The 18,048-nt window shown below is 64.9% G+C and carries 23 protein-coding genes; 3 read left to right on the top strand and 20 right to left on the bottom strand.

Going from position 1 to position 18,048, the window contains the following annotated elements; translation table 11 throughout:
• Positions 1 to 7 precede the first annotated feature (7 nt).
• Both ACZK3W_RS03975 and ACZK3W_RS03970 read left to right on the top strand, forming a co-directional pair.
• Positions 8 to 475: a DUF2127 domain-containing protein gene (locus ACZK3W_RS03975; protein ID WP_049422416.1), complete on the top strand. Its 468-nt coding sequence runs from the start codon at positions 8 to 10 to the stop codon at positions 473 to 475.
• 41 nt (positions 476 to 516) lie between these two features.
• Positions 517 to 2,139, top strand: a complete 1,623-nt coding sequence (locus ACZK3W_RS03970) for an amidase (RefSeq protein ID WP_049401441.1) — start codon at positions 517 to 519, stop codon at positions 2,137 to 2,139.
• 56 nt (positions 2,140 to 2,195) lie between these two features.
• On the opposite strand, the gene ACZK3W_RS03965 is transcribed toward ACZK3W_RS03970, so the two are convergent.
• A complete protein-coding gene (locus ACZK3W_RS03965; protein WP_478450496.1) occupies positions 2,196 to 3,383 on the bottom strand; it encodes a mechanosensitive ion channel family protein in 1,188 nt (395 codons plus the stop codon).
• Between the two features lie 573 nt (positions 3,384 to 3,956).
• Complete coding sequence (locus tag ACZK3W_RS03960) at positions 3,957 to 5,348, bottom strand: class II 3-deoxy-7-phosphoheptulonate synthase (RefSeq protein WP_125895984.1); 1,392 nt, start codon at positions 5,346 to 5,348, stop codon at positions 3,957 to 3,959.
• A 221-nt stretch (positions 5,349 to 5,569) separates the two neighbouring features.
• Here ACZK3W_RS03960 and ACZK3W_RS03955 point away from each other — a divergent pair, with 221 nt between their 5' ends.
• Positions 5,570 to 7,696, top strand: coding sequence for a TonB-dependent receptor (locus tag ACZK3W_RS03955; protein ID WP_125895985.1), 2,127 nt, complete (start codon positions 5,570 to 5,572; stop codon positions 7,694 to 7,696).
• A 64-nt stretch (positions 7,697 to 7,760) separates the two neighbouring features.
• On the opposite strand, the gene ACZK3W_RS03950 is transcribed toward ACZK3W_RS03955, so the two are convergent.
• From ACZK3W_RS03950 to rpsQ, 18 genes are all read right to left on the bottom strand, one after another.
• Entirely contained in the window at positions 7,761 to 8,267 is a 507-nt protein-coding gene (locus ACZK3W_RS03950; RefSeq protein WP_010483974.1) for a disulfide bond formation protein B, read from the bottom strand.
• A gap of 185 nt (positions 8,268 to 8,452) precedes the next feature.
• Positions 8,453 to 8,836, bottom strand: a complete 384-nt coding sequence (rplQ, locus tag ACZK3W_RS03945) for a 50S ribosomal protein L17 (protein WP_005408217.1) — start codon at positions 8,834 to 8,836, stop codon at positions 8,453 to 8,455.
• Positions 8,837 to 9,027: 191 nt separating this feature from the next.
• On the bottom strand, positions 9,028 to 10,026 hold the full coding sequence (locus ACZK3W_RS03940) for a DNA-directed RNA polymerase subunit alpha (protein ID WP_010483975.1): 999 nt from the start codon (positions 10,024 to 10,026) through the stop codon (positions 9,028 to 9,030).
• Positions 10,027 to 10,081: 55 nt separating this feature from the next.
• Complete coding sequence (gene rpsD, locus ACZK3W_RS03935; protein ID WP_004145446.1) at positions 10,082 to 10,711, bottom strand: 30S ribosomal protein S4; 630 nt, start codon at positions 10,709 to 10,711, stop codon at positions 10,082 to 10,084.
• A 15-nt stretch (positions 10,712 to 10,726) separates the two neighbouring features.
• Positions 10,727 to 11,116 (bottom strand): 30S ribosomal protein S11, encoded by a 390-nt coding sequence (gene rpsK / locus ACZK3W_RS03930; RefSeq protein WP_004145443.1) that lies wholly within the window; start codon positions 11,114 to 11,116, stop codon positions 10,727 to 10,729.
• A gap of 11 nt (positions 11,117 to 11,127) precedes the next feature.
• The gene (gene rpsM / locus ACZK3W_RS03925; RefSeq protein ID WP_004154500.1) at positions 11,128 to 11,484 is read right to left on the bottom strand and encodes a 30S ribosomal protein S13; all 357 of its coding nucleotides are present in this window, start codon (positions 11,482 to 11,484) and stop codon (positions 11,128 to 11,130) included.
• A 347-nt stretch (positions 11,485 to 11,831) separates the two neighbouring features.
• Complete coding sequence (gene secY / locus ACZK3W_RS03920; protein ID WP_005408215.1) at positions 11,832 to 13,199, bottom strand: preprotein translocase subunit SecY; 1,368 nt, start codon at positions 13,197 to 13,199, stop codon at positions 11,832 to 11,834.
• A 7-nt stretch (positions 13,200 to 13,206) separates the two neighbouring features.
• Positions 13,207 to 13,650 carry a 50S ribosomal protein L15 gene (gene rplO / locus ACZK3W_RS03915; RefSeq protein WP_004154498.1) on the bottom strand — a complete coding sequence of 148 codons (444 nt, stop codon included), beginning with the start codon at positions 13,648 to 13,650 and terminating at the stop codon, positions 13,207 to 13,209.
• A 6-nt stretch (positions 13,651 to 13,656) separates the two neighbouring features.
• On the bottom strand, positions 13,657 to 13,848 hold the full coding sequence (rpmD, locus tag ACZK3W_RS03910; RefSeq protein WP_004145412.1) for a 50S ribosomal protein L30: 192 nt from the start codon (positions 13,846 to 13,848) through the stop codon (positions 13,657 to 13,659).
• Positions 13,841 to 14,383 (bottom strand): 30S ribosomal protein S5, encoded by a 543-nt coding sequence (gene rpsE, locus ACZK3W_RS03905; RefSeq protein WP_004145411.1) that lies wholly within the window; start codon positions 14,381 to 14,383, stop codon positions 13,841 to 13,843. The genes rpmD and rpsE overlap by 8 nt, the downstream gene beginning before the upstream one ends.
• A gap of 161 nt (positions 14,384 to 14,544) precedes the next feature.
• Positions 14,545 to 14,904, bottom strand: a complete 360-nt coding sequence (rplR, locus tag ACZK3W_RS03900; RefSeq protein ID WP_024957318.1) for a 50S ribosomal protein L18 — start codon at positions 14,902 to 14,904, stop codon at positions 14,545 to 14,547.
• Between the two features lie 80 nt (positions 14,905 to 14,984).
• Entirely contained in the window at positions 14,985 to 15,509 is a 525-nt protein-coding gene (rplF, locus tag ACZK3W_RS03895; RefSeq protein ID WP_010483977.1) for a 50S ribosomal protein L6, read from the bottom strand.
• A gap of 18 nt (positions 15,510 to 15,527) precedes the next feature.
• Positions 15,528 to 15,926, bottom strand: a complete 399-nt coding sequence (rpsH, locus tag ACZK3W_RS03890; protein ID WP_005408210.1) for a 30S ribosomal protein S8 — start codon at positions 15,924 to 15,926, stop codon at positions 15,528 to 15,530.
• A 258-nt stretch (positions 15,927 to 16,184) separates the two neighbouring features.
• The gene (gene rpsN / locus ACZK3W_RS03885) at positions 16,185 to 16,490 is read right to left on the bottom strand and encodes a 30S ribosomal protein S14 (protein WP_005408209.1); all 306 of its coding nucleotides are present in this window, start codon (positions 16,488 to 16,490) and stop codon (positions 16,185 to 16,187) included.
• An 18-nt stretch (positions 16,491 to 16,508) separates the two neighbouring features.
• The gene (gene rplE / locus ACZK3W_RS03880; protein ID WP_004154491.1) at positions 16,509 to 17,051 is read right to left on the bottom strand and encodes a 50S ribosomal protein L5; all 543 of its coding nucleotides are present in this window, start codon (positions 17,049 to 17,051) and stop codon (positions 16,509 to 16,511) included.
• Between the two features lie 11 nt (positions 17,052 to 17,062).
• Entirely contained in the window at positions 17,063 to 17,380 is a 318-nt protein-coding gene (rplX, locus tag ACZK3W_RS03875) for a 50S ribosomal protein L24 (RefSeq protein ID WP_004154490.1), read from the bottom strand.
• A 16-nt stretch (positions 17,381 to 17,396) separates the two neighbouring features.
• Positions 17,397 to 17,765: a 50S ribosomal protein L14 gene (gene rplN, locus ACZK3W_RS03870; protein WP_010483978.1), complete on the bottom strand. Its 369-nt coding sequence runs from the start codon at positions 17,763 to 17,765 to the stop codon at positions 17,397 to 17,399.
• 11 nt (positions 17,766 to 17,776) lie between these two features.
• Positions 17,777 to 18,046, bottom strand: coding sequence for a 30S ribosomal protein S17 (gene rpsQ / locus ACZK3W_RS03865; RefSeq protein ID WP_004154489.1), 270 nt, complete (start codon positions 18,044 to 18,046; stop codon positions 17,777 to 17,779).
• Positions 18,047 to 18,048: the final 2 nt, after the last annotated feature.

The following is an 18,048-nucleotide window of genomic DNA, read 5'->3' as shown; positions in this document are numbered from 1 at the left end:
GCACCCCGTGAACCTGAGCGGCTACAACCCGGATCCACACCGGCATCCGGGTCTCCATGTCATCGCCCTGCTCGAAGCGAGCAAGGCGATGCTGGCGCTGTTGGCCGCCACCGGGCTGGAAGTGCTCGGACCGCAGCCGCTACGGCACGGCATCATGGCCCTGATCCGGCGTTTCAGCCTGGATCCGGACCATGGCACCCTGCCCTCGCTGCTGCACATGATCAGCCCCGACGCGGTCCACCTGGCCGCGGCGGGGATGATCGGCTACGGCCTGCTGCACCTGGTCGAAGCCTGGGGCCTGTGGCGGGCCAAGGCCTGGGCCTCCTGGCTGGGCTGCCTGACCGCCGCCCTGTACCTGCCTTTCGACATCTTCGCGATCATCCGCCACCCCGGCTGGCCGTCGTGGACGATCCTGGCGATCAACCTGATCGTGGTCTACGTGCTCGCCCGCGACCTGCGCAAGCGCCACCGCTGAGCACCGGCTACACTGGGGATTGGAGCCGACCAAGCCGCCCCATGCGCCCGTCCTTGCCGCCTCTGCTGACCTGCCTGCTCGCCGCGCTGCCGGCGCTGCTTTCGGCTGGCTGCAGCCCGGCCACGCCCAGCGCGCATGCGGCCGAACCTGCGAGCCGCAACGTGCCGTTCCCGTACGCCGAAACCGATGTCGCCGACCTGCAGGCGCGGATGACCGCCGGGGAACTGGACAGCACCACCCTGACCCAGGCCTACCTGCAGCGCATCGCCGCGCTGGACCGCACCGGGCCGCGCCTGCGCGCGGTGATCGAGCTCAACCCCGATGCCCTGAAGGAAGCCGCCGCGCGCGACCGCGAACGCCGTGACGGCCGCCTGCGCGGCCCGCTGCATGGCATTCCCCTGCTGTTGAAGGACAACATCAACGCCGCGCCGATGGCCACCAGTGCGGGTTCGCTGGCCCTGCAGGGCTTCCGTCCGGACGATGCCTACCTGGTGCGCCGGCTGCGCGACGCCGGTGCGGTGGTGCTGGGCAAGACCAACCTCAGCGAATGGGCCAACTTCCGCGGCAATGATTCGATCTCCGGCTGGAGCGCGCGTGGCGGCCAGACCCGCAACCCCTATCGCATCAGCCATTCGCCGTGTGGTTCCAGCAGCGGCAGCGCGGTGGCCGTGGCCGCCAACCTGGCCAGCGTGGCGATCGGCACCGAAACCGACGGCAGCATCGTCTGCCCGGCGGCGATCAACGGCGTGGTCGGCCTGAAGCCGACGGTCGGCCTGGTCAGCCGCGAGGGCATCATCCCGATTTCCTTCAGCCAGGACACTGCCGGGCCGATGGCACGCAGCGTCGCCGACGCTGCCGCCGTGCTGACCGCGATCGCCGGCCGCGACGATGCCGATCCGGCCACCGCGACCATGCCCGGCCGCGCGGTCTACGACTACACCGCGCGACTGGACCCGCAGGGCCTGCGCGGCAAGCGCATCGGCCTGCTGCAGACGCCCCTGCTGAAGTACCGTGGCATGCCGCCACTGATCGAACAGGCGGCAACCGAGCTGCGCCGCGCCGGCGCCGTGGTGGTGCCGGTGGAGCTGCCCAACCAGGGCGCTTGGGCCGAGGCCGAGCGCACACTGCTGCTGTACGAATTCAAGGCCGGGCTGGAGCGCTATTTCAGCACCCACCGCGCACCATTGCGCAGCCTGGCCGAACTGATCGCCTTCAACCAGGCGCACAGCAAGCAGGAACTGGGCCTGTTCGGCCAGGAGCTGCTGGTGGAGGCCGATGCCACCGCCGGCCTGGCCGACCCCGCCTATATCCGCGCCCGCAGCGATGCGCGCCGGCTGGCCGGCCCGGAAGGCATCGATGCTGCCCTCGCCGCCCACCAGCTCGATGCGCTGGTGGCGCCGACCACCGGCGTGGCATGGCCGATCCGCAGCGAAGGCGACGACTTCCCCGGTGAAAGCTACAGCGCCGCCGCCGTGGCCGGCTATCCTAGCCTCACCGTGCCGATGGGGCAGATCGATGGTCTGCCGGTCGGTCTGCTGTTCATGGGCACCGCCTGGAGCGAGCCGAAGCTGATCGAGATGGCCTATGCCTATGAGCAGCGCACGCGCGCGCGGCGACCACCGCACTTCGATACCGACGCACTGATCGACGCTGGCGAGCCGTGATCCGGTAGTGCCGGCCGCTGGCCGGCAGATCCGGAGTTGCCGGCCAGCGGCCGGCGCTACCGTCCGGGTTCCGGCTCCACCGGCACGATCGCCGCCTCACCATCTTCAGCACCCGGCGAACGCACATCCGCGGTGCGTGCACGTGGACCACGCGGCATATCCAGCTCATCTTCGTGTTGCAGCCGCGCACGCACCTGCGGCAGCGACTGCGGATGCTCGCGCGCCAGGAAATCGAGCATGCGCTCGCGCACCAGGCAACGCAGATCGAAGGCATCGCCCGAGCTGCGCGCGCTGACCAGCAGGCGCACCTGGATCGCACGCTCGCTGGTCTCGGTCACCTGGGTCACGCAGACCCGGCCATCCCACAGCGCTTCGCCACGGCAGATGCGTTCCAGCTCAGCGCGGATCGCGGCAATCGGCGCACGGTAGTCCAACCACAGGAACGCGGTGCCGAGCAGGTCGGCGCTGCGCCGCGTCCAGTTCTGGAACGGGTTCTCGATGAACCAGGTCAGCGGCACCACCATCCGTCGCTCATCCCAGATGCGCACCACCACATAGCTGCTGCCGATCTCCTCGATGCGGCCCCACTCGCCCTCGACGATCACCACGTCATCCAGCCGGATCGGCTGCGTCACCGCAATCTGCAGGCCAGCGATCAGGTTGCCGAACACCGGCTTGGCCGCGATACCCGCCACCAGGCCGATCAGGCCTGCCGATGCCAGCAGCGCGGTGCCGATCTTCTGCACCATCGGGAAGGTCAACAGCACCAGCGATGCGCCCAGCACGATGATGCCGCCCATCAGCACGCGGCTGAGCACCCGCGTCTGGGTCTGGATGCGGCGCGCTTCCAGATTGTCGGAGACATCGATGGGATGACTGCGCAGGATCGCGCGCTCGCCCGCCGCCACCGCGCGTACCAGCAACCAGATGAAGCACGCGGTCAGCGCGATGTGCAGCACATGCTGCAGGTTGCCCAGCACCGGATCCTGCAGTGGCGTGGCCTGCAATGCGGGAATCAACAACAGCAGCGGCCATGCGGTGGCCAGTGGCAACCCGAGCACGCGACCGATGCGTGCACGCCGGCGATCACGCCCTTTCAATCGATGGTAGATCCAGAGGATCAGCCACGCGCCGATGCCACCCGCTACTGCTGCCAATCCCAACGGCCATGCGTAGGCCTGTGCGCTTTGCCAGTGCACCGTTGCCACCTCCACTCGAACAGCCAAGCGGACAGCCTCGCGCATGACGCATGAGTGTCACGTCAGTCGTTCGTAAGAAGGGTGTTGGTCGGCAGGGCTTGCAGCCCTGCACCTGCTGTAGTGCCGGCCGCTGGCCGGCAATCTAAACAGCAACAGCAGAAGCTGGCATTCCGTGGGATGGCGGGGTGGGGCCGGTTGCGGGGGACGCCGTAAATCCGTCCATGGAGGCTCGGTCGCGCCATCCATGGCGCTCACGCCCCCGCAACCGGACCCACCCCGCCTTCGACAGATTCCTGCGACCTGTCGGGTACTGCGTTCTGTAGAGCCGAGCCATGCTCGGCTCAAATCATTCCGATATCGAAATATTCGATTCCGATGGGAATTCATCCACGCATGACGTGGATCCAACAGCCGCGGAGATCTGTCAGAGGTGGGGTGGTGTCGGAGTGCGGGGTGTCAGCCGCATGGATGCGGCTGCCAAGCCTACAGGGACGTACTTGCGGCGTCCCCGCACTCCGACACCACCCCGCCATCCCACGAAATGCATGCTGTTGCCGTTGCTTCGGCCGTTGCCGTTGCGTCCGCAGGTGCAGGGCTGCAAGCCCTGCCGAAAAACCCTTACCGCACTTGCTCCTGCTTGCGCACGATCGCCATCGCGATCTCCAGCGACTGCTCGTAGTTCAACCGCGGGTCCACCGTCGAACGGTAGGCGCGCTCCAGGTCACGTTCGGTCAGTTCGCGCGCGCCACCGGTGCACTCGGTCACGTCTTCGCCGGTCAGCTCCAGGTGCACACCGCCCAGTCGCGTTCCTGCGGCCGCGTGCAGATCAAACGACATCTCCACTTCGCCACGCACGTTGTCGAAGCGGCGCGTCTTGAAGCCATTGGCGGTGCTCTCGGTATTGCCATGCATCGCGTCGCAGACCCACAGCACGCGGCGGCCATCGCGCTTGACCGCATCCAGCAGCGGCGGCAGCTTCTCGGCGATCTGCGCTGCACCCATGCGGTGAATGAAGCTCAGTCGACCCGGCTCGTCATGCGGGTTGAGCACATCAATCAGGCGCAGTAGCTGGTCCGGCGTCACCGATGGGCCGACCTTGATCGCGATAGGGTTGCGCACGCCACGCAGGTATTCCACGTGCGCGCCATCGAGCGCGGCCGTGCGCATGCCGATCCACGGGTAGTGCGTGCTCAGGTTCAACCAGCCCTGCTGGCGCGGCACCTGCCGGGTCAACGCCTGCTCGTAGGGCAACAGCAGCGCTTCATGCGAGGTGTAGAAATCGATGCGGTTGAGGTTGTGCACGCGGGCCCCGGCCAGGGTCTCCATGAAATGCACTGCATCGCCGATCGAGGCCACCATCTTCTGGTAGTCGGCGGCCAACGGCGAATGGCTCACCCATTCCAGGTTCCAGTACTCGGGGTGGTGCAGGTCAGCGAAACCGCCGTCGATCAGCGCACGCACGAAGTTCATGGTCATTGCCGAGTGCGCGTGGGCCTGCAGCATCCGCTTCGGATCCGGCAGCCGCGCCGCTTCGGTGAAGGCCGGCGCGTTGATGACATCACCGCGGTAGCTGGGCAGGGTCACGCCGTCGCGGGTCTCGGTATCGGCCGAACGCGGCTTGGCGTACTGGCCGGCGAAACGGCCGACGCGGATCACCGGCTGGCGCAGGCCATGCACCAGCACCAGGCTCATCTGCAGCAGCACCTTCAGCCGGTTGGAAATGGTGCCCGATTCGCAGTCGCTGAAGTTCTCCGCGCAGTCGCCGCCCTGCAGCAGGAAGCGCTTGCCTTCCTGCGCCTCGGCCAGCTGCTGCTTCAGCGCCAGGATCTCCCAGGAAGTCACCAGCGGCGGCAGCCGCTTCAGCTCGTGCAGGGCGGCGTCCAGCGCCACCGGGTCCGGGTAGATCGGCATCTGCAGCGCGGTCTTGCCACGCCAGCTCTCCGGCGACCAGGCGGCGCCAGTGGCGGCTGCGGCGGGATCGGGCACGGGCGGAACGGCGGACAGGCTCATTGCAGACTTCCGGGATGGGGGGCGGTCATGGTCGCAGAGCCAGCCGCTGGCGCAAAGGGCCGACCTGCTCGGCCAGGCCGCCTGAACGGCAGGGAAAGGCCGATGCGAGCAGCCAGATCCAGCATGGTCAGCCGCTCAAGGCAGGCGCATGATCTGTTACGGAGTAACACTTCCACGTCATGGACCGGCCCCTTCCACGCCCTGCCATCACTCTTCCCATCATGAAGCCCTCGCCCCTCGCTACCGGCATCACCTTCGCCCTGGCCCTGGCCACCCTGCCCGCCTTCGCGGCCGCCGCCGATGGCGCCGGGCCTGCGGTCAAGGACCTGGACACGGTCACCGTCAGCGCCCAGCTCGACCAGGCCCGCAACGCGTTGTCGCCGGACATCGGCAGCAGCCAGTACCAGATCACCGCCGAGGACATCCAGAAGCAGCCGCTGGGCGCCTCCGCGCCGCTCAGCCAGGTGCTGCTGCAGGCACCCGGCGTGGTCCAGGATTCCTATGGCGGCGTGCACGTGCGCGGCGACCACGCCAACCTGCAGTACCGGATCAACGGCGTACTGCTGCCCGAGTCGATTTCCGGCTTCGGCCAGACCCTGGATGCGCGCACCATCAAGAGCATCCGCCTGATGGACGGCGCGTTGCCGGCGCAGTTCGGCGAGCGCACCGCGGCGGTGGTCGACATCACCACCCGCAATGGCGCCGAGCTGGGCAACGGTGGCAGCGCCGGACTGACCACCGGCTCGTTCGGCAAGGTGAACCCGAATGCCTCCTGGTGGGGCAACCAGGGACGCTGGAGCTGGTTCCTGACCGGCAACTACGACCAGAACGAAGTCGGCCTGGAGAATCCGACCAACTCGCGCAAGCCGTTGCACGACGATACCCACCAGGGCAAGGCCTTCGCCGACCTGACCTACCTGGTCAACGAGAACACCCGCCTGAGTGTGTTCGCCGGTTTCGCCAACAACCGTTTCCAGATTCCGGTCAATCCGGGGCAGACGCCGCAGTTCGGTTACCTGGACACCACCACCTTCGATTCCAGCCAGCTGGATGAGACCCAACGCGAGACCACCCGCTTCGGCATGCTGGTACTGCAGGGCACGCTGGGCAACACCGCCTACCAGCTGTCCGCCGGGCAGCGCTACAGCGATGCAGCGTTCAACCCGGACGTCATCGGCGATCTGGTGTTCAGTGGCGTCGCCTCGCAGGTGCAGCGCAGCAACCGTGCCAACACCCTGCAGGCCGACTTCTCCACACCACTGGGCAACGACCACACGCTGCGCTACGGCTTGTACGGCAACTACGAGAACGCACGGGCCAGCAGCAACAGCTGGGTGTTCCCGGTTGATGACGGCGGCCAGCAGTCCAGCACCACGCCGCTGCTGATTCCTGACCACAGCGCCTTCCATGCCAGCACGCTGGCGTTGTACGTACAGGATGAGTGGAAAATCGGCGACGACTGGACCGTCAACTACGGTCTGCGCGGTGACCGCTACAAGGCCTTCGGCCGCACCGAGGGCCAGCTCAGCCCGCGCGTGGGCGTGGTCTGGAATGCCAGCGACAGCACCACCGTGCATGCCGGCTATTCGCGCTATTTCACGCCACCGGCCAGTGAACTGATCGCCAGCAGCGACATCGCCCTGTACGACGGCACCACCAACCAGCAGCCCAGCGGCGGCAACAACACGCCGCTGGCCGAGCGCAGCGACTACTACAACATCGGCGTCTCGCAGCAGCTGGGTGAACACCTGACCCTGGGCCTGGACGCTTACGACCGCCGCGTCGCGCGCCTGCAGGACGAAGGCCAGTTCGGCGCCGCCTACATCTACTCGACCTTCAACTACCGCCGCGGACACATCCGTGGCCTGGAGTTCAGTGCCGACTACAGCAACGGCCCGTTCAGTGCCTACTTCAACGCGGCCTACAACAAGGCGATCGGCACCCAGGTCATCACCAGCGAGTACAACCTCGATCCAGATGCGCTGGCCTATGTGGCCGACCACTGGATCCACCTCGACCACGACCAGAAGCTGACGTCGTCGGGGGGGCTCAGCTACGCCTTCACCGGGCACAACCGGATCGGGGCCAACTACGTGTTCGGCAGTGGCCTGCGTTCGGACATCGAGGGCGTACCCAACGGTGGCGAGCTGCCGTCCTACCTGCAGGTGAACCTCAGCGCCGGGCACGACTTCAACGTCGACAGCGGCCATCCACTGCATGTGCAGCTGGCGGTGATCAACGCGTTGGACCGCAGCTACCAGCTGCGCGATGGCGGTGGCGTCGGCGTGTTCGCCCCGCAATGGGGACCGCGCCGCGGCGCCTACCTGAGCCTGCAGCAGGATTTCTGAGATAGTGCCGGCCGCTGGCCGGCATTCCCGCGGTGTGCCGGCCAGCGGCCGGCACTACCCTGCTTCAGCGCTTGACCTTGCGCAGCGACACCACCAGCGCCCACAGCGCCAGCAGCACGAACCACACGCCCGACCACATCGGCATGGTCAGGCCGAGGAAGGTCCAGTCGATGTTGCCGCAGTTGCCAGTGCCGGTCAGCACCGTGCGGAACACTTCCAGCGGCCCCATGGTCTCGCTCAGGAAGGCCAGCGGCGGGCCACAGGTGGACCCCATTTCCGGCGGCAGCATCTGCACGTAGACGTGGCGCGCGGCGATGCCGACACCCACTGCGGCGGCAATGAACGCCAGCACGCCATAGGTCGCGCGTCCGGGGCGGTTGGACGGACCATGCAGTGCACCGATCAGGAACAGCAGGCCAAGCGCAGCGAAGGCCAGGCGCTGGAAGATGCACAGCGGACACGGCTCCAGGCCCATCTTCAGCTGCAGGAAGATCGCGTAGCCAAGCAGGCCCGCGCAGATCAGGAAGCCCAGGAAGAACTGGGCGCGGAAGGGCCAGCGCAGTGGATTCATCGTCAACGCTCGAATGGATCAGGCGCCAAGCGTAACCGAGAGTGCGCGCCATTCGAACCGCCACAGGTGACGCCTGTCGGAACGGTGTGGGTCAGAGCCCTTTCCTGCAGAAAGGGATCCGCCCCCGGAAACGCAAAAGCCCGGCAGAGGCCGGGCTTTCGCTGTGTCGCATTGGAGCGGTCCGATTACTCGGCCACTTCCTCGGCCACGACCGGACGGTCAACCAGCTCGACGTAGGCCATCGGCGCGTTGTCGCCAGCGCGGAAGCCGCACTTCAGCAGACGCAGGTAGCCGCCCGGACGGTTCGCGTAGCGCGGGCCCAGGATGGTGAACAGGTTGCCCACGGCTTCGTTGTCGCGCAGGCGGGCGAAGGCCAGACGGCGGTTGGCGACGGAATCGACCTTGGCCAGGGTGATCAGCGGCTCGGCAACGCGGCGCAGTTCCTTGGCCTTCGGCAGGGTGGTCTTGATCAGCTCGTGCTTGAACAGCGAGGCAGCCATGTTCTTGAACATCGCTTCGCGGTGGGCGCTGGTACGGCTGAACTTACGGCCAGACTTCTGGTGACGCATGGTGATATTCCTTGGTTAATGATGAGACTGTGCGGATCGTTGTCGCCATCCTGGCGTTGCTGCGCGGACTGCGGTTGGTCCTGGCCGCCCGTCCTGGACGACCTGCCACGCGAACCTGGGGTTCGTCATGGCATGTTGTGTTGCGTTGAAGGCCCCACCGCGAACGGTGGAGCCTTCAGACATTACCGATATCAGCCCAGCATGCCGTGGCTGGCGACACCGGCCGGCGGCCAGTTCTCCAGCTTCATGCCGAGCGACAGGCCGCGCTGAGCCAGCACTTCCTTGATCTCGGTGAGCGACTTCTTGCCCAGGTTCGGGGTCTTCAGCAGCTCCACTTCGGTCTTCTGGATCAGATCGCCGATGTAGTAGATGCTTTCAGCCTTCAGGCAGTTGGCCGAACGCACGGTCAGCTCCAGATCGTCGATCGGGCGCAGCAGCACCGGATCCACGCCGTTGTTGGCCGGCTTGGCTGCACCGCGGTCGCGGTGGGTGAAGTCACCGAACACCGACAGCTGGTCGCTGAGGATGTCGGCGGCGGTGCGCACGGCTTCCTCGGCGTCGATGGTGCCGTTGGTCTCGATATCGATGACCAGCTTGTCCAGGTCGGTACGCTGTTCGACGCGGGCCGCTTCCACGGCATAGGCGACGCGGCGGACCGGCGAGAACGAGGCATCCAGGACCAGACGGCCGATGGCACGGGTTTCTTCGTCCGGACGACGACGCGCGGCAGCCGGCTGGTAGCCGAAACCACGTTCGATCTTCAGACGCATGTTGATCGCCGTATCCTTGGTCAGGTGGCAGATCACGTGTTCGCCGTTCAGGATCTCCACATTGTGGTCGACCTTGATGTCGGCAGCGGTGACAACGCCCGGGCCCTGCTTGGACAGGGACAGTGTGGCGCTGTCGCCGGAGTGCATACGGATGGCCACGTCCTTGAGGTTCAGCAGGACTTCGAGCACGTCCTCCTGCAGACCTTCGACCGTGGTGTACTCATGCAACACGCCGTCGATTTCGACTTCCGTGATGGCGAAGCCCGGGATGGACGACAGCAGCACGCGACGCAGGGCATTACCCAGCGTATGCCCGTAACCCCGCTCCAAAGGTTCGATAACGACCTTTGCACGGGTGTCGGTAAGGCGTTCGATCTGCGGACCGCGAGGACGCAGAACCTGGTTGGCGGTAACCGTCATGTTGCGGGTTCTCCTAGTGAACCCCCGGCCGTCGCCGGGGGCTCTCCAATGTGAATTACTTCGAATACAGCTCGACGATCAGCGCTTCGTTGATGTCCGCAGGCAGATCCGAACGATCCGGAACAGCCTTGAAGATGCCGGTGAACTTGCCGGAATCCACTTCAACCCACGACGGGCTCAGGTCATGCTGGGCGGCGACGGTCAGGGCTTCCTGGACGCGCAGCTGCTTGGCAGCCTTTTCAGACAGAGCGATGGCGTCGCCAGCCTTGACCTGGTACGAAGCCAGGTTGACCGACTTGCCATTCACGGTGACGCCGCGGTGCGACACCAGCTGACGGGCAGCCGGACGGGTCACGGCGAAGCCCATGCGGTAGACGACGTTGTCCAGGCGGGTTTCCAGCAGCTGCAGCAGGTTCTCGCCGGTGTTGCCCTTCTTGGTCGAGGCCTTCTTGTAGTAGTTGCGGAACTGACGCTCCAGCAGGCCGTAGATACGCTTGACCTTCTGCTTTTCACGCAGCTGGGTGGCGTAGTCGGACAGCTTGCCCTTGCGGGCAGTGGCGCCGTGCTGGCCGGGCTTCTGCTCCAGCTTGCACTTCGAGTCCAGCGCACGCGCCGGGCTCTTCAGGGACAGGTCGGCGCCTTCGCGACGGGCGAGCTTACAGGTAGGACCGATATAACGAGCCATTTCTTATCGCTCCCTTTAGACGCGACGCTTCTTCGGCGGACGGCACCCGTTGTGCGGGATAGGCGTCACGTCGATGATGTTGGTGATCTTGTAGCCGACGTTGTTCAACGAACGCACGGCCGACTCACGGCCCGGACCCGGGCCCTTGATGCGGACTTCCAGCGACTTCACGCCGTAGTCCAGCGCAGCACGACCGGCCTTTTCAGCAGCCACCTGGGCAGCGAACGGGGTCGACTTGCGCGAACCGCGGAAGCCAGCGCCACCGGAGGTCGCCCACGACAGAGCGTTGCCCTGGCGGTCGGTGATGGTGACGATGGTGTTGTTGAACGAAGCGTGGACGTGGGCAACGCCGTCGGTGACGACGCGCTTGATCTTCTTCTTGGTCTTAGCAGCGGGCTTAGCCATTTCTCAGTCCCTTACTTCTTGATCGCCTTGCGCGGACCCTTGCGGGTGCGGGCGTTGGTACGGGTGCGCTGGCCACGCAGCGGGAGGCCACGACGGTGACGCAGGCCGCGGTAGCAGCCCAGGTCCATCAGGCGCTTGATCGCGATGCCGATCTCACGGCGCAGATCGCCTTCCACGATGTACTTGCCGACTTCGGCGCGCAGGCGCTCGATTTCCGGCTCCGACAGATCGCGGATCTTGGTGGTCGAAGCAACGCCTGCGACTTCGCAGACCTTCTTCGAACGGGTACGGCCGATGCCGTAAATGCTTTGCAACCCGACCCAGACGTGCTTCTGGGCTGGCAGGTTGACGCCTGCAATACGCGCCATGACGCGGTTCTCCAGCTGAGTGATGGCCGACAGCGCGCCTCGGGCACGCCAATCCGGCAGGATGGATCAAAAAAGTGAACTAGCGATACTAACAAGGTTCCGGTTTACATGGAAGCCCGTGAAACCATTGGTTTCATGAACCCGGCCTGGGGAGTGTGCCCAGGCTCCGGCGCCGGATGGGGTTGGACCTGGGGTTTCCCCCGGAGCCGCCCGCGCTACTCCAGCGCGGGACCACCTCATCACACCCCCACCCGGAACCGCTGCGGGGGCCGCCCTTCGTTTGTGTGGCCGGAGTCCGCGAAGCGGAGGGACCATCACGTCAGGAAGACGAAAGTATAACAGGCCAATCAGCCGCGGGCAAAACCGCCGCGGTTGCCACCCTTCAGGTTGGCCTTCTTCAGCAGGCTCTCGTACTGGTGGGACATCAGGTGCGCCTGCACCTGGGCGATGAAGTCCATCACCACCACCACCACGATCAGCAGCGAAGTACCGCCGAAGTAGAACGAGGCGTTCAGCTGCGTGCGCATCAGCTCCGGCAGCAGGCAGACGATCACCAGGTAGGCCGAGCCGGCCGCGGTCAGGCGGGTCAGCACGCCGTCGATGTAATCGGCAGTGGCCTTGCCCGGACGGATGCCCGGAATCAGCGCGCCCGACTTCTTCAGGTTGTCGGCGGTTTCCTGCGAGTTGAACACCAGCGCGGTATAGAAGAACGCGAAACCGGTGATCAGCGCAGCGAACACGATCATGTGCAGCGGCTCGCCCGGGCCGAGCGCGTTGGCGACCTTCTGCAGGACCTGGCCGAAGCTGCTCTGGTTGGCAGCCTGGCCGGACCACATGGCCAGGGTGGCCGGGAAGGCCAGCAGGCTCGAGGCGAAGATCGCCGGGATGACGCCGGCCATGTTGAGCTTCAGCGGGAGGAACGAGGTCTGGTTCATGTACGCGTTGCGACCGCCCTGGCGGCGCGCGTAGTTGACCGTGATCCGGCGCTGGCCACGCTCGACGAACACCACGAAGAAGGTGAAGGCGAGCACGACGATGGCGATCAGCAGCAGCTGGATGAACTGGATGTTGCCGTCGCGGTAGGCGTCGAAGGTGTGGATGATCGCACCCGGCAGGCCAGCGACGATACCGGCGAAGATGATCAGCGACACGCCATTGCCGATGCCGCGCTCGGTGACCTGCTCACCGACCCACATCAGGAACATGGTGCCGGCGGTCAGCGCGACCACGGCGGTGAGCACGAAGCCCATGCCCGGCGCGTACACGACCGGAGCGCCCGACGGCGAGACCTGGCCCTGCAGGGCCAGTGCGATCGAGCCGCCCTGCACCACTGCCAGCAGCACGGCGCCGATGCGCGAATACTGGGTGATCTTGCGGCGGCCGGACTCACCTTCCTTCTGCATCGCCTTCAGGGCGGGGAAGATGTGCACGGCCAGCTGCATCACGATCGATGCCGAAATGTACGGCATCACGTTCAGCGCGAAGATGCTGAAACGGTGCAGGGCGCCGCCCGAGAACATGTTGAACATGTCCACGATGCCGCCGCCCTGCTGTTGCATCATGGCAAGCATGGCATCGGGATTGACGCCCGGCACCGGCACGTAGCAGCCGATGCGATAGACGATCAAAGCCCCGACGACGAACAGCAAACGTTGGCGAAGTTCAGTGAACTTGCCCATTCCGCCCGCGAGGTTACCGATGCCAGCTTGCGCCATGATTTTCTTACTCCGTTACGCTGCCGCCGGCAGCTTCGATCGCAGCCTTGGCACCAGCCGTGGCAGCGATACCCTTCAGGGTGAACGCCTTGGTCACTTCGCCCTTGACGACGACCTTGGCCTTCTTTGCAGTGCTCGGGACCAGCTTGGCAGCACGCAGGGCGGCGAAGTCGATCTCACCGGCCGGCAGCTTGTCCAGCGCGTACAGCAGCACTTCAGCGGTGTCCTTGGCGATCGGCGAACGGAAGCCGATCTTCGGCAGACGACGCTGCATGGGGGTCTGGCCGCCTTCGAAGCCAGCCTTGATCTTGCCGCCACCCTTACGGGCGAACGAACCCTTGTGGCCGCGGCCGGCAGTCTTGCCCAGGCCCGAGCCGATACCGCGACCGACGCGGGTGCGCTCGGTGCGGGCGCCCGGTGCCGGGCTCAGTTCATTGAGACGCAGAGTCATGATCGATTACTCCTCAACCTTGACGAGGTAGTGAACGGTGTTGATCAGACCGCGAACCTGCGGGCTGTCCTTCAGTTCACGCACATCGTTGAGCTTGTTCAGACCCAGAGCACGCACCGACAGGCGGTGACGCGACTGAGCACCACGCAGGCCGCGCACCAGGCGCACCTTCACAGTCTTGTTGGACTCATTAGCCATGGTTGAGTTCCTCCACCTTCTTGCCGCGCTTGGCCGCGATGCGAGCCGGCGACTGCGCAGCAGACAGGCCCTTCACGGTGGCACGCACCAGGTTGATCGGGTTGCGCGAACCGGTGGCCTTGGCCAGCACGTTCTTCACGCCAACGGCTTCCAGCACGGCGCGCATGGCACCGCCGGCGATGACGCCGGTACCTTCCGAAGCCGGCTGCATGAACACGCGGGCTGCGCCGTGACCATCCTTGATGGTGTGCCACAGGGTGCCGTTGTTCAGGTCAACGCTGACCAGGTTCTTGCGGGCCTGTTCCATCGACTTCTGGATGGCGACCGGCACTTCGCGGGCCTTGCCATAGCCGAAACCGACCTTGCCTTCGCCGTCGCCGACCACGGTCAGGGCGGTGAAGGTGAACTGGCGGCCACCCTTGACGGTCTTGCTGACGCGGTTGACCGCGACCAGCTTTTCGATCATGCCGTCATCGACTTTCTCTTCGCGGTTACGGTCGCGATCGCGACCCCGCTGCTGACGCTCTTCTGCCATTTTGATTCCTTGGTAGTTTGGGTATGTACGGCTCGGGGCCGCTTATGGTTGTGGAATGTCGCGTTGTTCCGGTGGGCCACTGCAGAAGAGTGGCGCCGTCCAGCCTCACTCAGGCGGGCGAGCAGGCGGGCAGGAGACCACAGGTCCCCTGCCCTTATCCCTTAGAACTGCAGGCCGGCTTCGCGGGCGGCTTCTGCCAGGGCCTTGATGCGGCCGTGGTAGCGGTAGCCCGAACGATCGAAGGCAACCTTCTCGACGCCGGCGGCCTTGGCGCGCTCAGCGACGATACGGCCGACCTTGGCGGCGGCGTCGGCGTTCTTGCCGTTCTTCAGGCCTTCCATGACGTCGGTCTGGGTGGTGTTGGCAGCAGCCAGCACCTTGGAACCGTCGGCGGTGAAGACCTGGGCGTACAGGTGCTGGCCGGTGCGCAGCACCGACAGGCGGGCGACGCCGAGCTCACGGATGTGGGCGCGGGTCGACTTGGCGCGACGCAGGCGGGCGATGTTCTTGTTCATTTTGATTATTCCTTGAAAGCTGAAGGTTGGGCTTTTCCCTGAGGAGTCCGCACAAGGATGTGCGGGCTCTTGCGAGGGACTCGCACTTACGCCTTCTTGGCTTCCTTACGGATGATGACTTCGTCGGAGTACTTCACGCCCTTGCCCTTGTACGGCTCCGGCTTGCGGAACGCACGGATCTTGGCGGCAACTTCACCGACGACCTGCTTGTCAGCGCCCTGGACCAGGATCTCGGTCTGGGTCGGGGTGGTGATGGTGATGCCTTCCGGCGCCACGAACACGACCGGGTGCGAGAAGCCCAGCGACAGGCTCAGGTCCTTGCCCTGCATGGCAGCGCGGTAACCCACGCCGACCAGCTCCAGCTTGCGCTCGAAGCCTTCGGACACGCCCTTGACCATGTTGGCCAGGATCGCACGCACGGTACCGGTCAGTGCGACCAGCTCGGCGTTCTCGGTGCTCAGGGTGGCAACGCCGTTGTCGACGTTGATGGCAATACCGGCCGGCTTGGCCAGCGACAGGGAACCCTTCGGGCCCTTGGCGGTGACGCTGTCCGACTGGACGTTCAGTTCAACCTTACCCAGGTCGATCGGCTTCTTGGCTACGCGGGACATAGTTCTACTCCTTTCGCCTTAGGCCACGAAGCACAGGACTTCGCCGCCGACGCCCAGCTGGCGCGCCTGCGCATCAGTCATGATGCCCTTGGAGGTGGAAATGATGGAGATACCCAGGCCGTTCATGACCTTCGGCAGCTCGCTCTTGCCGCGGTACTGGCGCAGGCCCGAACGCGAGAAGCGCTTCAGGGTCGCGATGACCGGCTTGCCTTCGAAATACTTCAGCACGATTTCCAGCTCGGACTTGTTGTTTTCCAGCTGGGTCACGCGCAGGTCGGTGATGTAACCCTCGTCCTTCAGGACCTGGGCGATCGCAACCTTGATCTTGGACGACGGGGCTTTCACCGTCTGCTTGCCAACCGCGGCCGCATTCTTGATGCGGACCAGCAGGTCGGCGATGGGATCAGTCATGCTCATATGAGTACCTTTGAGTGCACCGATATCCGCTTTCGCGAAAATCTGTTGTCTCCTGGAAACGGGCCAGGTCCCTTGATGCAGCGGGCCAAGGGCCCACTCCTACAACCCCGTTTGCACAGGGCAAGACGCGGGAGTATACGCCAAAAGAGCCCGGCTTGCGCCGGGCTCTTCGGTTTTTTTGCGTCGGGAAAGCTGAATGCCTCCCCTGCCCGGTTCAGGCACCCCCGAAGGGGCGCCTGATCGCAGGGCCGGCTGGGATTACCAGCTGGCCTTGCGCAGACCCGGGACGTCGCCACGCATGGTGGCTTCACGCAGCTTGTTACGGCCCAGGCCGAACTTGCTGTAGACGCCACGCGGACGACCCGACAGCTCGCAACGGTTGCGCTGGCGGCTCGGCGACGAATCGCGCGGCAGCTTGGCCAGCTTGGTTGCGGCGTCGATCTTCTCTTCGTAGGTCGCGTCCACGGAGGACACGATCTTCTTCAGAGCTGCACGCTTTTCAGCGTACTTCTTTGCCAGCTTTTCCCGCTTGATGTCGCGGTTGACCATGGAGGTCTTTGCCATTTCGGTTTCCTCGACAGATCAGTTACGGAACGGGAACTTGAACGCTGCCAGCAGCGCCTTCGCTTCCGCGTCGGTCTTCGCAGTGGTGGTGATGGCGATATCCATACCGCGGATCGCGTCGACGGCGTCGAAGTCGATTTCCGGGAAGATGATCTGCTCCTTCACACCCATGTTGAAGTTGCCGCGGCCGTCGAAGGAACGACCGGAAACACCACGGAAGTCGCGCACGCGCGGCAGCGAGATGTTGATCAGGCGATCCAGGAACTCGTACATCTTGTGGCGACGCAGCGTGGTCTTGCAGCCGATCGGCCAACCATCGCGGATCTTGAACGACGCAACCGACACACGCGACTTGGTGACAACCGGCTTCTGGCCGGAAATCTTGGTCATGTCGCCGACGGCGTTTTCCAGGATCTTCTTGTTGGTGGCCGCTTCGCCGACACCCATGTTCAGGGTGACCTTGACCAGCTTCGGCACTTCCATCGGATTGGTGTAGCCGAACTGCTTCATCAGCGCCGGCACCACTTCGTCCTTGTAGAACTTTTCGAGACGGGAACTCATCTTCTCATTCCTCAGGCGTCGAGCGCCTCACCGCTGGAGCGGAACACACGCAGTTTGCGTCCATCCTCCAGCACCTTGAAGCCAACGCGTTCGCCCTTGCCCGAAGCCGGGTTCAGAACATTCACGTTGGAGATATGGATCGAAGCTTCGCGCTCGACCACGCCGCCGGCAACACCTGCCTGCGGGTTCGGCTTGGTGTGGCGCTTGACGATGTTCACGTTGGCGACGACCACACGGTCGCCGTCGACGCGGACGACTTCGCCCTGCTTGCCCTTGTCCTTGCCAGCGTTGACGACAACCTGGTCGCCCTTCTTGATACGGTTAGCCATGATTATCTCCTGTCGCTCACAGCACTTCGGGAGCGAGCGAGACGATCTTCATGAACTTCTCCGAACGAAGTTCACGGGTCACCGGCCCGAAGATACGGGTACCGATCGGCTCCTGCTTGTTGTTCAGCAGGACGGCAGCGTTGCCGTCGAAGCGGATCAGCGAGCCGTCGGCGCGACGCACACCCTTGCGGGTACGCACCACGACGGCGTCATACACTTCACCCTTCTTGACCTTGCCGCGCGGAATCGCATCCTTCACGGTGACCTTGATGATGTCGCCGATGCCGGCGTAACGGCGCTTGGAACCACCCAGCACCTTGAAGCACATCACCTGCTTGGCACCCGAATTGTCCGCGACGTCAAGGTAGCTCTGCATCTGGATCATGATTCAGCTCCTTATTCAGCCGCGCGCGTGATGACTTCCACCACGCGCCAGTTCTTGGTCTTGGACATCGGAGCAATCTCGGTCACGCGGACGACATCGCCTTCCTTGCAGGCGTTGTCGGCATCGTGGGCGTGCAGCTTCGTCGAGCGCTTGATGTACTTGCCGTACAGCGCGTGCTTGACCTGACGCTCAACCAGGACGGTAACCGTCTTGTCCATCTTGTTGCTGACGACACGGCCTTCGACCGTGCGCAGCGTCTTCTTTTCAGTATTGTCGCTCATAG

This window comes from Stenotrophomonas sp. 80084_Sma (genome assembly GCF_056481995.1).
This window is presented reverse-complemented; position numbering and strand designations above follow the sequence as displayed.

Coding starts and splice junctions, on each gene's coding strand:
- rplO (WP_004154498.1), bottom strand. CDS start 13,650: ATGACTCTGCGTCTCAATGAACTGAGCCCGGCACCGGGCGCCCGCACC.
- secY (WP_005408215.1), bottom strand. CDS start 13,199: ATGGCGCAAGCTGGCATCGGTAACCTCGCGGGCGGAATGGGCAAGTTC.
- ACZK3W_RS03940 (WP_010483975.1), bottom strand. CDS start 10,026: ATGACGGTTACCGCCAACCAGGTTCTGCGTCCTCGCGGTCCGCAGATC.
- rpsQ (WP_004154489.1), bottom strand. CDS start 18,046: ATGAGCGACAATACTGAAAAGAAGACGCTGCGCACGGTCGAAGGCCGT.
- rpsH (WP_005408210.1), bottom strand. CDS start 15,926: ATGAGCATGACTGATCCCATCGCCGACCTGCTGGTCCGCATCAAGAAT.
- rplN (WP_010483978.1), bottom strand. CDS start 17,765: ATGATCCAGATGCAGAGCTACCTTGACGTCGCGGACAATTCGGGTGCC.
- rplX (WP_004154490.1), bottom strand. CDS start 17,380: ATGGCTAACCGTATCAAGAAGGGCGACCAGGTTGTCGTCAACGCTGGC.
- ACZK3W_RS03955 (WP_125895985.1), top strand. CDS start 5,570: ATGAAGCCCTCGCCCCTCGCTACCGGCATCACCTTCGCCCTGGCCCTG.
- rplQ (WP_005408217.1), bottom strand. CDS start 8,836: ATGCGTCACCAGAAGTCTGGCCGTAAGTTCAGCCGTACCAGCGCCCAC.
- ACZK3W_RS03950 (WP_010483974.1), bottom strand. CDS start 8,267: ATGAATCCACTGCGCTGGCCCTTCCGCGCCCAGTTCTTCCTGGGCTTC.
- rpsK (WP_004145443.1), bottom strand. CDS start 11,116: ATGGCTAAGCCCGCTGCTAAGACCAAGAAGAAGATCAAGCGCGTCGTC.
- rpmD (WP_004145412.1), bottom strand. CDS start 13,848: ATGGCTAATGAGTCCAACAAGACTGTGAAGGTGCGCCTGGTGCGCGGC.
- ACZK3W_RS03960 (WP_125895984.1), bottom strand. CDS start 5,348: ATGAGCCTGTCCGCCGTTCCGCCCGTGCCCGATCCCGCCGCAGCCGCC.
- ACZK3W_RS03965 (WP_478450496.1), bottom strand. CDS start 3,383: ATGCGCGAGGCTGTCCGCTTGGCTGTTCGAGTGGAGGTGGCAACGGTG.
- rplF (WP_010483977.1), bottom strand. CDS start 15,509: ATGTCCCGCGTAGCCAAGAAGCCGATCGACCTGGGTAAGGTTGAACTG.
- rpsD (WP_004145446.1), bottom strand. CDS start 10,711: ATGGCTCGTTATATCGGTCCTACCTGTAAGCTCGCCCGTCGCGAAGGC.
- rpsN (WP_005408209.1), bottom strand. CDS start 16,490: ATGGCAAAGACCTCCATGGTCAACCGCGACATCAAGCGGGAAAAGCTG.
- rplE (WP_004154491.1), bottom strand. CDS start 17,051: ATGAGTTCCCGTCTCGAAAAGTTCTACAAGGACGAAGTGGTGCCGGCG.
- ACZK3W_RS03970 (WP_049401441.1), top strand. CDS start 517: ATGCGCCCGTCCTTGCCGCCTCTGCTGACCTGCCTGCTCGCCGCGCTG.
- rpsE (WP_004145411.1), bottom strand. CDS start 14,383: ATGGCAGAAGAGCGTCAGCAGCGGGGTCGCGATCGCGACCGTAACCGC.
- rpsM (WP_004154500.1), bottom strand. CDS start 11,484: ATGGCGCGTATTGCAGGCGTCAACCTGCCAGCCCAGAAGCACGTCTGG.